The 13,890-nt window shown below is 67.4% G+C and carries 13 protein-coding genes; 12 read left to right on the top strand and 1 reads right to left on the bottom strand.

Annotation, left to right across the window (positions count from 1 at the left end; translation table 11 throughout):
• Positions 1–21: 21 nt before the first annotated feature.
• Positions 22–162 carry a hypothetical protein gene (locus tag HMPREF2791_RS12085; protein ID WP_168160592.1) on the top strand — a complete coding sequence of 47 codons (141 nt, stop codon included), beginning with the start codon at positions 22–24 and terminating at the stop codon, positions 160–162.
• Here the strand turns inward: HMPREF2791_RS12085 and malQ are convergent.
• Complete coding sequence (malQ, locus tag HMPREF2791_RS08735) at positions 149–2,290, bottom strand: 4-alpha-glucanotransferase (protein ID WP_141764955.1); 2,142 nt, start codon at positions 2,288–2,290, stop codon at positions 149–151. The genes HMPREF2791_RS12085 and malQ overlap by 14 nt on opposite strands.
• Before the next feature lie 53 nt (positions 2,291–2,343).
• Here malQ and HMPREF2791_RS08730 point away from each other — a divergent pair, with 53 nt between their 5' ends.
• The 11 genes from HMPREF2791_RS08730 (at position 2,344) to pdxY (ending at position 13,838) form a co-directional block, all read left to right on the top strand.
• Positions 2,344–4,182 carry an AMP-dependent synthetase/ligase gene (locus HMPREF2791_RS08730; RefSeq protein ID WP_070845085.1) on the top strand — a complete coding sequence of 613 codons (1,839 nt, stop codon included), beginning with the start codon at positions 2,344–2,346 and terminating at the stop codon, positions 4,180–4,182.
• A gap of 87 nt (positions 4,183–4,269) precedes the next feature.
• A complete protein-coding gene (locus tag HMPREF2791_RS08725) occupies positions 4,270–4,938 on the top strand; it encodes a hypothetical protein (RefSeq protein WP_070845051.1) in 669 nt (222 codons plus the stop codon).
• Positions 4,939–4,948: 10 nt separating this feature from the next.
• Positions 4,949–6,067, top strand: a complete 1,119-nt coding sequence (hemW, locus tag HMPREF2791_RS08720; protein ID WP_070845050.1) for a radical SAM family heme chaperone HemW — start codon at positions 4,949–4,951, stop codon at positions 6,065–6,067.
• 9 nt (positions 6,068–6,076) lie between these two features.
• Positions 6,077–7,090, top strand: coding sequence for a heat-inducible transcriptional repressor HrcA (gene hrcA / locus HMPREF2791_RS08715; RefSeq protein ID WP_070473635.1), 1,014 nt, complete (start codon positions 6,077–6,079; stop codon positions 7,088–7,090).
• A 10-nt stretch (positions 7,091–7,100) separates the two neighbouring features.
• The gene (gene dnaJ, locus HMPREF2791_RS08710) at positions 7,101–8,234 is read left to right on the top strand and encodes a molecular chaperone DnaJ (RefSeq protein ID WP_070845049.1); all 1,134 of its coding nucleotides are present in this window, start codon (positions 7,101–7,103) and stop codon (positions 8,232–8,234) included.
• Positions 8,231–8,932 (top strand): 16S rRNA (uracil(1498)-N(3))-methyltransferase, encoded by a 702-nt coding sequence (locus HMPREF2791_RS08705; RefSeq protein ID WP_070845048.1) that lies wholly within the window; start codon positions 8,231–8,233, stop codon positions 8,930–8,932. The genes dnaJ and HMPREF2791_RS08705 overlap by 4 nt, the downstream gene beginning before the upstream one ends.
• A gap of 11 nt (positions 8,933–8,943) precedes the next feature.
• Positions 8,944–9,966, top strand: a complete 1,023-nt coding sequence (locus HMPREF2791_RS08700) for a PhoH family protein (RefSeq protein ID WP_070845047.1) — start codon at positions 8,944–8,946, stop codon at positions 9,964–9,966.
• Entirely contained in the window at positions 9,963–10,529 is a 567-nt protein-coding gene (gene ybeY / locus HMPREF2791_RS08695) for an rRNA maturation RNase YbeY (protein WP_070845046.1), read from the top strand. Before HMPREF2791_RS08700 ends, ybeY begins: the two co-directional genes overlap by 4 nt.
• A complete protein-coding gene (locus tag HMPREF2791_RS08690; protein WP_070845045.1) occupies positions 10,526–11,842 on the top strand; it encodes a hemolysin family protein in 1,317 nt (438 codons plus the stop codon). Before ybeY ends, HMPREF2791_RS08690 begins: the two co-directional genes overlap by 4 nt.
• A 57-nt stretch (positions 11,843–11,899) precedes the next feature.
• Positions 11,900–12,964, top strand: coding sequence for a 2,3-butanediol dehydrogenase (locus tag HMPREF2791_RS08685; RefSeq protein ID WP_070845044.1), 1,065 nt, complete (start codon positions 11,900–11,902; stop codon positions 12,962–12,964).
• Positions 12,965–12,986: 22 nt separating this feature from the next.
• Positions 12,987–13,838 (top strand): pyridoxal kinase PdxY, encoded by an 852-nt coding sequence (pdxY, locus tag HMPREF2791_RS08680; RefSeq protein WP_070473618.1) that lies wholly within the window; start codon positions 12,987–12,989, stop codon positions 13,836–13,838.
• Positions 13,839–13,890 lie beyond the last annotated feature (52 nt).

Below are 13,890 nucleotides of genomic sequence, written 5' to 3'. Positions count from 1 at the left end.
GCGGCGCTAGGCTTACACACCATGGCCAACCCGGAAGAGCTGCGCAAGCAGGACCAGAAGCTGCCCAAGCCGCAGCGCAAGTACCCGCAGTCGCGGGTGACCCAGGTGATGTGGGTGCTCATCGCGCTCGTGGTCGTCGCGGCAATTATTAGCGCCCTCTAGCGCTCGCTTTGGCGATGCGCGCGAACAGCGCAACGTCGGGCAGGTCTTCGATGAGGACGGGGGTGCCGGAGGCGTCGCAAAGCGGGATGCACCAGTTGGAGTACATCTCGCGGTTGGTGCCCGGCTGGTTTTGAATGCGGGTGTCGCCCACCATGTCCACCAGGTTCGTGCACGTCATCGCGGACGGGGTGGAGGCGATAAACCGCGTCAGCCCCTCGACGAGGGCGTCCACGTCGTCGTACTCGCCGAGGTCCCGGTCGAGGAAGTCCACGTCAGCGAGCGGGGAGTTGTCGAACGCCCCCTCCGCCTGCGCCGCGGCGAGCACCTGCGAGATCCACACGGCGTCGGTGGCGTTGAGCTCCTCCAGCGACTCCTTGACCAGACCGAGCTTGTGGCGCAGCGCATTGTGCGCGCCCTCCAGGTACCCGGCGGTGGGCGGCAGGTCGTGGGTGCCCACGGCGGTCAGCGCCAGGTTGCGGTACTGCTGCGACGGGCGCGGCGCCTCCGGCGGCACGGACTCGAACCACAGCACGGAGGTGCCCAGGATGCCCTTGTCGCGCAGCACGTCTTGGACCCACGGCTCGAACGTGCCTAGGTCTTCGCCCACCACCACGGCACCGGCGCGCTGCGCCTCCAGCACTAACACGCCGACCATGGCCTCGAAGTCGTAGTTCATGTACGCGCCGTGCGCCGGGGTGTCCATGCGCGGCAGCCAGAACAGGCGGAACAGCCCCAAAACGTGGTCCACCCTGATTCCACCCGAGTGGCGCAGCACCGTGCGCAGCAAATCGCGCCACGGCCCGTAGCCGGCTGAAGCCAGCTGCTGCGGGTTCCACGGCGGCTGCGACCAGTCCTGGCCCTGCTGCGAGTACTGGTCCGGCGGCGCGCCCACCGAGGCATCCGGCACCAGCACCTCGTGCAGCGTCGCCGCGTCCGCCCCGCCGGGGTGGATACCCACGGCCAGGTCCGTCATGATGCCCAGCCGCATCCCGGCCGCCACCGCCCGCTCCTGCGCCACGCGGCGCTGCTCGTCGGCGATGAACTGCAGCCACATGTAGAACTGCACCAGCTCCTGCGGGTCCTCGCCGGCGTGCCGCGGCGCGCCGTGGTGCTCCGACTCGCTCGCCTTTGCTGCGCACCATTCGGCGAACTGGCGCAGGCCCTCGCCTTCAACGTCGCAGAACAGCTCGAAGTCCCGCGTGCGCGCCTCATCCGCGGCCGAGAGGTAAAACAGCGTGCGCAGCGCCGCCAGCTTCGCGGCGAAAATCCGGTCGCGCTCCAAGGGGTCTGCGGTGTGATTCATCGCCTTGAACTCCGCAGCAAGCTTCTCGACGTCCTCCCGGTCCCCCTCGTCCAACAGCCCATACTCCGGCACCTGCTCCACCGCGATGTAGATGGGGTTAACAAAACGGCGGGAGGTGGGCAGGTACGGCGAGTCCTCGATGGGCGGGACGGGTTCGGCGGCGTGCACCGGGTTGATTAGCAGGTAGTCCGCGCCCTCCGCGGCCACCGCCTCGGCGATCGCGCCCAAGTCGTTGAAGTCGCCGATGCCCCAGGAGCCCAGCGAGCGCACCGAGTACAGCTGCGCCATCACACCCCACACCGGCTCGCGCACCACCTCGGCGTTGGTGGACAGCGCCGCCGGCACCACGATCAGCGGGCAGACCTCGTCTAAATTGTCGGATTCCAAGTGCAGCTCGTGGTAGCCGGCCGGCAGATCGCCCGGCACGTGGAACGTGGCTTCGCCCCAGACCACGCCGTCGGCGGCGGTAAATGGCGGGGCCCAGTTCTCGTCCTGGTACGCGTCGCGCGACGAGCCGTCCTCGAGCCGGATCCAGCAGTGCGCCCAGTGCCCGTCGTGCACGTGCACGTTGAAGTGCGTTTCCGCGCCCTCGGTGGCCACTACGCACGGCGGCATGGGGCTGGTCGCCCAAAATTCTTTGCGGGCATCGAGGTGGAATTGGAGTTCTTCGTCCGACGGGTCGTCGTGAAGCGAAAGCCCCAAGGCCCGCAGCAGCTTGATAAACGACTCGGCGGGCGGCTCGGTGACCAGCCCGTTCGAGGCGAGGTAGGACGTGCCGAAGCCATAGGACTCGGCGAGGGCGTGGAGCAGGGCAACGTTGGTCACGCCCCGCATTGTGCCAAAGCTAGGGCCGGCACGCTGGGGTAGTCTTGGACACCATGCCTTCAAACGCGCACACCACGGAACTTGGATTCACGCTCAACGACACGGACACGTGCCTCAGCCGACTGATCCGCACCTGCGAGCAGAGCCCCCACCTGGTGCTGTACTACCGGCCGCGCAACTACGAGTGGGTCTCGGTCACGGCGGCGGAGTTTTTGGAGGAGGTCTACGAGGTTGCGAAAGGCCTGATCGCCGCGGGCGTGGAGCCGGGGGACCGCGTGGCCATTTTGTCGTCGACGCGCTACGAGTGGTCGCTGGTGGACTTCGCCATCTGGGCCGCCGGCGCCGCCTCGGTGCCGATCTACCCGTCGAGTTCGATGCACCAGATCCAGTGGATCCTGGAGGACTCCGGCGCGAAGATCGCCTTTACCGAAACCCGCGACCACACCCAGCTGATGAGCCCGTTCTTGCTGGACGAGACGGGCAAGCCGAAGTTCGCGGACTCCCCGTCAAAGCTCAAGCGCATCTACGAGTTCAACGCCTCGGGCGTGGAGACGCTGAAGTTTGAGGGGCGAGACGTCGAGCAATCGCTTATCGACGAACGCGTGGCCGCCACCCGCCATAACACCCTGGGCTCCATCGTCTACACCTCCGGCACCACCGGCCGGCCCAAGGGCGTGGAGATTTCCCACGGCAACTGGGCGTACCAGTGCTGGGCGCTTTTGGAAAACGAGATCGGCTCGGTGTCCTTCCCCGGCCAGCGCATGGTGACGTTTTTGCCGCTGGCGCACGTGTTGGCGCGCGCGGTGTCGCTGGCGTGGACGATCTCGGGCGCGACGCAGTCGCACTGGTCGGACACCTCGACGCTGATGGTGGAGCTGCAGCGTGTGCGCCCGAACCTGGTCGTGGGCGTGCCGCGCGTGTTTGAGAAGGTGCGCGAGGGCGCCTACAACAAGGCTGCCGACGGCTCCGCGATTGGCAAGCGCATGTTCTTGGAGGCCGAGAAGGCCGCCATTGAATACTCGAAGGCGCTGGAGACCGCTGAGGGCCCGTCGCGGGTGCAGAAGGCGAAGCGGGCGGTCTACGACAAGGTCGTCTACGGCAAGATCAAGGAGGCCATGGGCGGCTCCGTCTGGTACGGCATCACCGGCGGGTCCGCGATGAGCGCGGATCTGTCGCACTTCTTCCGCGGCATGGGCGTGCCGGTCTACGAGGGCTACGGCCTGACCGAGACCTGCGCGGCGGCGTGTGTGAACAACGCCAACGCCAACAAGATCGGCACGGTGGGCCGGCCGGTCAACGGCTACTCGGTGCGCATCAACGACGACGGCGAGATTGAGTTCAAGGGCCCCGGCGTGTTTGACAAGTACTGGAAGAACCCGGCCGCCACCGAGGAGGCGCTCACGGACGGCTGGTTCAACACCGGCGACCTCGGCGAGGTGGACGACGACGGCTACGTGTCCATCACCGGCCGCAAGAAGGACCTGATCGTCACCGCCGGCGGCAAGAACATCTCGCCCGGCCCGATGGAGGAGATCATCCGCCAGGACCCGCTGATCTCGAACGCGCTGGTGGTCGGCGACGGCAAGCCGTTCGTCGGCGTGCTGGTCACCCTGGACGAGGAAGAGCTCAAGCGCTGGAAGGCCAACCACAACATCCCGGCGAACAAGAAGGTCTCCGAGCTCGCCCAGGACCCGGCGCTGCGCGCGGAGGTCCAGGACGCGGTGAACCTGGCCAACGCCACCGTCTCTCGCACCGAGGCGATCAAGAAGTTCCGCATCCTGGACCGCGACCTATCCGAGCAGCACGACGAGATGACCCCGACGATGAAGGTCAAGCGCAACGTGGTGTTCCAGCGTTTCCAGGACGACATCGACAAGCTGTATCAGCGCTAGTTCGGCGCGCCTTCCTTTTTCCTTGGAGGCTGTGGCATAGCATGCCAATTTGTCACTTCCCACAGGCGTTTCCAAGGAGGGCTTGCGATGCACAAGACTGCCGCCGTGCTGCGGCACCGCGAGCTCACGCAGGAGATTTACAACATCGGCGACGAGGTGGCGGAGTACACCGAACACCTCGCTGAGGCCATCGCGGATTACGACGGCGAGCTCACCGAAGACTGCCTGGCCGAGTTCGTGGAGATCGTCGACGATGCGCGTCAGGACGCCCGCCGCGTGGTGGCGGAGCTGATCGGTTTGCGCCAGGCGCTGACCTCGGGCCGCGCCGCCGGCCACCTGTCCGCGGGCGCGAAGCCGGAGGAGCGTATCCCGGAGCCCGAGCTTCTCGACGCCTCCGGCTTGCACGACCTCTTCCCCCTGAAAGCCCCGTTTTCGGTGCAGACCATGCAGGACGCGCTGACCGGCCGCACCGACTTGGTGGTGCAGCACTTGGGCGAGATCGTGTCGTACTGCCTGGAGCAGACCGACATGGTCGCCCGCGAACTCGGCGTGGTGTCGCTGCCGCAGATGTACGCCCGTGTCGGCGAGATCGTCGAGGAGGCCGTGGTGGGCTGGGTGGAGACCGTCTGCCTGGACCACCCGGCGTTCGTGCGCACCATGCGCGGGTCCAACCCGCCGGAGTTTTTGGAGGAGCGCGCCCGCATCGACCGGATCGTGGCCAAGGTCGCCGCGAAGCGTTCCCGCCGCGGCGCCTAGCCTTAAGGCCATGGATTCATTCGGCGTCTACGTCCACGTCCCGTTTTGCGCCACGCGCTGCGGGTACTGCGACTTCAACACCTACACACCCACCGAGGTGGACTCCTCCCACGCCCAGTACTTGGACGCCCTGGAGCGCGAGTTGGAGCTCGCCGCCGCCCGCGGCCTGCCCAAAGCCGACACGGTGTTCGTCGGCGGCGGCACCCCGAGCCTCCTCGGCGCAGACGGCCTCGCCCGCATCCTCGCCGCCGTCCGCAACACCTTCGGCCTCGTGGACGGCGCGGAGGTGACCACCGAGTCCAACCCGGAATCCACCAGCCCCGACTACTTCGCCGGGCTGCTGGACGCCGGTTTCACCCGCGTCTCCCTGGGCATGCAGTCCGCCTCCACGCCGGTGCTCAAGGTGCTGGACCGCCAGCACACCCCGGGCCGCGCCGTCGCCGCCGCCCGCGAGGCCCGCGACGCCGGTTTCGCGCACGTGAACCTGGACATGATCTACGGCACGCCCACCGAAACCGACGACGACGTCCGCCGCACCCTCGACGCCATCCTGGACACGGACGTCGACCACGTCAGCGCGTATTCGCTCATCGTCGAAGACGGCACCGCCATGGCCCGCAAGATCCGCCGCGGCGAACTGCCCGCGCCCAAGGAGGACGTCTACGCGGACCGCTACGAGATCATCGCCGACACGCTCGCCGCCCACGGCTACGACTGGTACGAGGTCTCCAACTGGGCCAAACCCGGAGGAGAGTGCCGCCACAACCTCATCTACTGGCGCAACCAGCAGTGGTGGGGTGCGGGCCCGGGCGCGCACAGCTTCATCGGCGCTGAGCGTTTCTTCAACGTCAAGCGCCCCGAGCGATATGCGCAGTTGCTTGCCGACGCCACGCTGCCCATCCAGGACCGCGAAACCATCACCGACGAAGAAGCCCACACCGAGGCCGTCATGCTCGGCCTGCGGCTGAAGGAAGGGATCCCGTCGGGGTGGATCGGGGCGGGGGCACGGGAGGTCGTCGATAGGCATGTGCGCGCGGGGCTGCTTGAGAATAGCGACAGGCTGCGGCTGACCGACAAAGGGCGGCTGCTTGCAGACGGCATCATCACCGATATCCTGGCAGCCGAGTAAGGAGGCGTAATGGGTACTGCGGACCAGCGGCGCCAAGCGGTGCTGCGCGCGATCGTGGCGGACTACATTGCAAGCCAGGAGCCGGTGGGGTCGAAATCCCTGGTGGAGCGGCACAAGATGGGGGTGTCGTCCGCGACGGTGCGCAACGACATGGCGGTGCTGGAGCAGCAGGGCTACATCTCGCAGACCCACGCCTCGTCGGGCCGCATCCCCACCGAGGCGGGCTACCGCGCGTTCGTGGACGCGCTGCACGACGTCAAGCCGTTGAGCGCCGCCGAGCGCCACGCCATTTTGGACTTTTTGGAAAACGGCGTGGATTTGGAGGACGTGCTGCGCCGCTCCGTGCAGCTGCTCGCGCAGCTGACCAACCAGGCGGCGGTGGTGCAGCTGCCCACGCTGACCATTTCGCGCGTGAAGCACTGCGAGGTGGTGGAGCTCACCCCAACAAGGCTGCTGCTCGTGCTGATCACCGACGCGGGGCGCGTGGACCAGCGCAACGTGGAGCTTTCGGCGCCGATCGGGCCGGAGGGGGTGCGGCTATTGCGCGACCTGCTCAACGAGGCCCTGGTGGGCCAAACCATGCGCGACGCCTCCGATGCGCTTTCTCGCTTATCGACGAAAGCTCCGCCCCACCTCGCCGACCCCACCTCACGCGCCGCAGAAGTGCTGATCACCACGCTGGTGGACGCGGCGCCGGACCGGCTGATCATTGCGGGCTCGTCGAACCTGGTCGTGCCGTCGGGAGGCTTGCAGGGCGTCATCGACGCGCTTGAGCAGCAGGTGGTGGTGCTGAAACTGCTGGCCGGCGCGCAGGAACTCGAGCGGGTCAGCGTGCGCATCGGGCGCGAAAACGAGGACGAGGAATTTTCGCACGCCTCGATTGTTACAACAGCGTACGGTTCGGGCGACGAGGCACTCGGCGGCCTCGGGGTAGTGGGTCCGACCCACATGGACTACCCCGGTACCATGCAAAAGGTTGCCACCGTGGCCCGCTACATCAGCCGCATCCTGCGGGGCGAATAGAAGGGAAGATATGGCTCGCGATTACTACGGCATCCTCGGCGTGGACCAGGAAGCCACCGAGCAGGAGATTAAGAAGGCGTACCGCAAGCTGGCGCGCAAGTACCACCCGGACGTCAACCCGTCCGAGGAGGCGGCCGAGAAGTTCGCGGAGATCGCGGCTGCCCAGGAGGTGCTGCTGGATCCGCAGAAGCGCGCGATCGTGGACCGCGGCGGCGACCCGATGGAGGCCGGCGGCGGTATGGGTGGCGCGGCCGGTTTCGGCGGCGGGGGACTCGGCGACATCTTCGAGGCGTTCTTCGGCGGTGGAGGCACCCGCCAGCCGCGCTCGCGCGTGCAGCCGGGCAACGACGCGCTGTTGCGCACCGCCATCACGCTCGAAGAAGCCTTCGCGGGTGTGAAAAAGGACGTCACCGTGGACACCGCCGTGCTGTGCGAGAAGTGCCACGGCACCGGCTCGAAAACCGAGGCGAAGCCGGTGCCCTGCGGCACCTGCGGCGGCGCCGGCCAGGTCCAGGAGATGCAGCAGTCGTTTTTGGGCAACGTCATGACCACCCGCGAGTGCCCCACCTGCCACGGCTACGGCGAGGTGATCAAGGACCCGTGCACCCAGTGCGCCGGCGACGGCCGCGTGCGCGCCACCCGCGACCTGACCGTGAACATCCCGGCCGGCATCAACTCCAGCATGCGCATCCGCATGGCGGACCAGGGCGAGGTCGGCCACGGCGGCGGCCCCGCCGGCGACCTCTACGTGGAGGTGCAGGTCCAGCCTCACCCGGTGTTCGTGCGCGAGAACAACGACCTGCACGTGCGCCTGACCGTGCCGATGTACGACGCCGCGCTCGGCACCGAGCTGACCGTGGACAACCTCGCCGGCGAGCAAACCGTCATCGAGGTGCCCGGCGGCACCCAGCCCGGCGACACCATCCACTTGCAAGGCGAGGGCATGCCGCGGCTGCGCGCCGAGGGCGCCGGCGACATGATCGCCCACGTGCAGGTCACCGTGCCCACCGCCCTGACCAACGACGAGCGCGCCGCCCTGCAAGATCTGCGCGACGGCCACCCGGACAACCCGCAAGTCCACGTGGAGTCCGACGAGCACGGCGAGGGCTTCTTCTCCCGCATGCGCGACCGCTTCCGCCGATGAGCCTGCCGTACTTCCTCTCCGACGACCCCGCCGCCGGCACGCTCACCGGCGCGGAGGCAAAGCACGCCCACGTCAAGCGCATCCAACCCGGCGAGCGCATCATGCTTGTCGACGGCCAAGGGTCCACCGCGCTCACCCGCGTCACGTCGGTGGGGGCTGGTCGGGTTGACGGAGTCGTCGAGAAGCAAGAGTTCGTGCCGCAGCCCACGCCGCGCGTGACGGTGGTGCAGGCGGTGCCGAAGGGCGAGCGCGCCGAGCTCGCCGTGGACCTGGCGGTGCAGGCCGGAGCAGATGCGATTGTGCCGTGGATTTCGCACCGCACGATCGCGCGGTGGCCGGCGAACAAGCAGGCCAAGCAGGTGGAGAAGTGGCGCGCGCAGGCGCTGTCCAGCGCGAAGCAGGCGCGGCGGGCGTGGGTGCCGGAGGTGCGCGAGCCGGTGACGACGAACCAGCTGTCCGAGTTGCTGCACGACGCGGGGAACGCGCTGGTGCTGCACGAGGACGCCACCGACTCCATCCGCGACGTCGAGTTCGGCGAGGACGTGTGGCTGATCGTCGGGCCCGAAGGCGGCATCGGCGACGACGAACTGGACATCCTCGGCGCGCACCCGGTCAAGCTCGGACCCGAGGTGCTGCGCACCGCCTCGGCCGCGTTCGCGGGGCTTTGCGCCATCGGGGCGTTGACCTCCCGCTGGTAGGGTTGGCCCCCATGGAAGAAATGGTGACGCGCAAGGTCGAACTCGACTCGGCGTACGCACAGTCCGTCCTGGGGATCAACGACGAGAACCTGCGGGTCTTGGAGGACCAGCTCGGGGTGGGCTTCCACGCCCGCGGCACCGAGCTGACCGTCAAAGGGCACGCGGAGCAGGCGGCGCACGCGCTGCGCGTCGTCGAGGAGCTGGAGTCTATGGCGCGCCGCGGCGTGCCACTGGGGGCGGACACGGTGATCCAGGCGGTGCGCATCATGGAGGCCGAGGCCCCCGGTGCCGTCGCGGACATCCTCGGCGAGGAGATCATTTCGCGCCGCGGCAAGGTTATCCGCCCGAAGACGGCCGGGCAGCGCGCGTACGTCGATGCGATCGACGACAACCCCATCACCTTCGGCATCGGCCCCGCCGGTTCTGGCAAGACGTACCTCGCGGTGGCGAAGGCGGTCCAGGCGCTGCAGAACAAAGAGGTCAAGCGCATCATCCTCACCCGCCCGGCTGTGGAGGCGGGCGAGAAGCTCGGCTTTTTGCCCGGCACGCTCTCGGACAAGATCGACCCGTACCTGCGCCCGTTGTACGACTCGTTGCGCGACATGATGGACCCGGAGGCCATCCCGAAGCTCATCGAGGCCGGCATCATCGAGGTCGCGCCCCTGGCCTACATGCGCGGGCGCACCCTGTCGGACGCGTTTGTCATCCTGGATGAGGCGCAGAACACCACCGGCGCGCAGATGAAGATGTTCCTGACGCGCCTCGGCTTCCGCTCGAAGATGGTGGTCACGGGCGACACGTCCCAGGTGGACTTGCCGCGCGGCACCGTCTCCGGTTTGCGCGTGGCGCGCCGGATTCTCGGGGAGATCGACGACATTTCGTTCCAGGAGCTCGGCGCCACCGACGTGGTGCGCCACCACCTGATTTCGCGCATCGTCGCGGCGTACGACCGCCACGACGCGCAGAACGCCCTGCGCTACGAGAAGCGCCAGCAGGCGATTGAGGCCGAGCGGGAAGCGGAGGCAAACCAGTGAGCATTGAAGTCTTAAACGAGTCGGGCGAGGCGGAGGTCAATGAGCAAATGCTTATCGACGTCGCGTCGTTCGCCATGCGCTCCATGGACGTCCACCCCGACGCCGAGGCCACCATCACGCTCGTGGACGAGCCCACGATGGCGGATTTGCATGTGCGCTGGATGGACCTCGAAGGCCCGACGGACGTGATGAGCTTTCCCATGGACGAGCTCACCCCCGGCGGCGGCCGCCCCGACGCGGACATGCCGGGGCCGGCGATGCTCGGCGACATCATCCTGTGCCCGGCCTACGACCGCAAGCAGGCCGACATGGCCGGCCACGACCTCGCGCACGAGATGGCGCTGCTCACCGTCCACGGCGTGCTGCACCTGCTCGGCTACGACCACATCGAGCCGAAAGACGAGCGCGAAATGTTCGCCCTGCAAAACGAGATCCTGGCGGACTGGTACGACGACCTGGCCCGCCGCGGCATGGAGTACCAGCCGAAGCCGACCGGCCCGCACGCCTTCCCCTCGGCCGCGGACCGCGACGAGCTGGACAAGCTGATGAAGGGCATCGAGTGACGCTCACCTTCGTCTACGCGGCCGTCACCGTCGCCGCGCTGCTTTTGTCCGGCCTGCTCGGCTCCATCGAGTCCGCGCTCGCCCCGATTTCGCGTGCCCGCGTCGAGGGCATGGTCAAAGACGACACTCCGGGCGCGGAGGCGCTGCTGCGGGTGGTCAACCACCGCGCGAACCACGTCAACACGCTCGTGCTGGTGCGGACGGTTTTGGACGTTCTCGCGTCCGTGACCGCGGCGATGCTCGCGATGGACCTGCTCGACTCCGACGGGTGGGCGATTGCGGTGGCGGTGATCGTCGTCACGCTGCTGCAATTTTCCATCGTCGGGGTGTTCGCGCGCACCGCGGGCAAGCGCAACCCCTACACCATCTCGCTCAAGGCGGCGCAGGGCTTGGGGGTGTTCCAGGTGGTGCTCGGGCCCGTCGCGAAGCTGTTGATTTGGGTTGGCAACCTGTTCCACCCCGGCGAGGACTTCCGCGACGGCCCCTACGCCACCGAGATCGAACTGCGCGAGATGGTCGAGGTCGCGCAGGAAAAGGGTGTGGTGGAAACCACCGAGGGCCGCATGATCCAAAACATCTTCGACCTCGCGTCCAACTACGCGCGCCAGGTCATGGTGCCGCGGCCCGAGATGGTGTGGATCGAAGGCGAGAAAACCGCCCGCCAGGCCACCGCGCTGATGGTGCGCTCCGGGCATTCGCGCGTGCCGGTGATCGGCGAGAGCGTCGACGAGATCGTCGGCATCGCGTACCTGAAGGACATGTTCGACGACCGCGGCACCCCGCTCGACCCGAAGACCCCGATCACCGACTTCATGCGCGAGCCGCTGTTCATCCCGGACTCGAAGCCGCTGGATGTGCTGCTCAAGGAGATGCAGCAGGCGAACACACACATCGCCATGCTTATCGACGAATACGGCACCGTCGCCGGCCTCCTCACCATGGAAGACCTGCTGGAAGAAATCGTCGGCGAAATCACCGACGAATACGACGAGGACGAGGAAGCCCCTGTCACCGAAGTGGAGCCGCGCGTGTTCCGCGTTCAGGCGCGCCTGCCGTTGGATGATCTGGTGGATTACCTCGCCGACAACCTGGACTACGAGCTGGAGTACGCCGAGGACGTCACCGACAACGTCGACACGGTGGCGGGGCTGTTGTCCTACGAGCTGGGGCGCGTGCCGCTGCCGGGCGCGTCCATTCTGCGCGACGGGGTGCGCTACACCGCCGAGGGCGGGCGCGACCGCCGCGGCCGGATCAAGACCCGCACCGTGCTGGTGTCCGTCGCTGAGCAGCTGGAGCCGCTGCCCGGCGATTAGTCTCACTTTTCGGTAGAATTGTGCACGTAAGCAGGTTTTCACCGAGAGGAGCTTCACATGCGCGCTGTACGTTACTACGGCCAGAAGGACATCCGCGTCGAGGAGATCGACGCCCCGGAGGCAGGCAAGGGCGAGGTGCTCATCGACGTCGCCTGGTGCGGCATCTGCGGCACCGACCTCCACGAATACCTGGAAGGCCCGATCTTCTGCCCGAAGCCGGGCCACCCGCACCCGATCACCGGCGAGGAACCGCCGGTCACGCTCGGCCACGAGTTCTCCGGCGTCGTCGCCGCACTGGGCGAGGGCGTGGACGATCTTGAGGTCGGCCAGCATGTCGTCGTCGAGCCGTACGTGCTTCCCGACGATGTCGACCCCAAGGAGCCGGGCCCGTACAACCTCCACCCGGACGTGAACTTCATCGGGCTTGCCGGCGGTGGCGGCGGCCTGTCCGAGAAGATCGCGGTGCAGCGCCGCTGGGTCCACCCGATCAACAACGACGTGCCGCTGGACGAGGCCGCGCTCATCGAGCCGCTGTCCGTCGCCCACCACGCCTTCGTCGCCTCCGAGGCGAAGGAGGGCGACGTGGCGCTGATCGGCGGAGCTGGCCCGATCGGCGTGCTCACGGCTGCCGTCGCTAAGGCATACGGCTGCACCGTGATCGTCTCCGAGCTGTCCGAGCTGCGCCGCCAGAAGGCCCTCGACGCCGGCGTCGCCGACCACGCCATCGACCCGTCCAAGCAGGACCTGAAGGAAGAAATCCAGAAGATCACCGACGGCAAGGGCGTCGATGTCGCCTTCGAGTGCACCTCCGTCAACGTCGTGCTCGACCAGCTCGTCGATTGCCTGAAGCTCAAGGGCACCCTGGTCGTCGAGTCCATCTGGTCCAAGAAGGCCGAGCTGGACATCCACGCCGTGGTGATGAAGGAGCTGACCATCCGCGGCATCATCGGCTACGCCCACGACCACGAGCAGACCATCAAGCTCGTCGAGGAGGGCAAGGTCGACCTCAAGCCGTTCATCACCGGCAAGATCGGCTTCGACGGTGTCGTCGACGAGGGCTTCGACACCCTGATCAACCGCAACGAGACCGCCGTGAAGATTCTGGTGTCGCCAGAACTCTAACGGGGAGCTCTAAAATGCTCGTATGAGCAACATTCTCTCCATCCAGTCCGCTGTCGCGTATGGCCATGTCGGCAACTCGGCAGCGGTCTTTCCTTTGCAGCGCATCGGCCACGAGGTGTGGCCGGTGTACACCGTGAACTACTCCAACCACACCGGCTACGGCGCGTGGGGCGGGCCGATCATCCCTGCCGACGACGTCGCCGCGGTGCTGGGCGGCATCCGCGACCGTGGCGCCTTTTCGCTCATCGACGGCATCCTCACCGGCTACCAGGCATCCCCCGAAATCGCCGACGTGATCGTAGGCACCGTGCGCGACATCAAGGCGGAGAACCCGGACGCGCTCTACACATGCGACCCGGTGATGGGGTCGGCGACATCCGGCTGCTTCGTCGCCGACACTATCCCGCCGCTGTTCCGCTCGACGATCGTGCCGGCAGCCGACATCATCACCCCGAACCAGTTCGAGCTGGGGTATCTGACCGAGCGCGACGTCACCGACCTCGATTCCACCCTGGCCGCCGTGGACGCCGCCCGCGAGATGGGCCCGTCCACCGTGCTGGTCACCTCGGTGCAACGCCCGGAGACGCCGGAGGACGCGATCGAGATGATCGCCGTCGACGATAACGGTAAGTGGATCGTGCGCACCCCGCGCCTGCCGTTCAAGCGCAACGGCTCCGGCGATGTCACCGCCGCGCTGTTCACCGGCCACTACCTGCGCGCCCGCGACGCGAAGGACGCCCTGGCCAAGACGGCCTCCTCGGTCTACGACCTGCTGCGCGTCACCCTTGAGGCAGACTCCCAGGAGCTCCAGCTCGTCGAGGCGCAGGAGTTCTACGCCAACCCGCAGCTCCAATTCGAGGTCGAGGCCCTCTAGCCGTTTTTGGGCATGCCGATGGGCCCGCCCTTTTTGGGCGGGTTTTCGGTGT

It is taken from the genome of Corynebacterium sp. HMSC034A01, from assembly GCF_001838175.1.
Classification (GTDB): domain Bacteria; phylum Actinomycetota; class Actinomycetes; order Mycobacteriales; family Mycobacteriaceae; genus Corynebacterium.
This window is presented reverse-complemented; position numbering and strand designations above follow the sequence as displayed.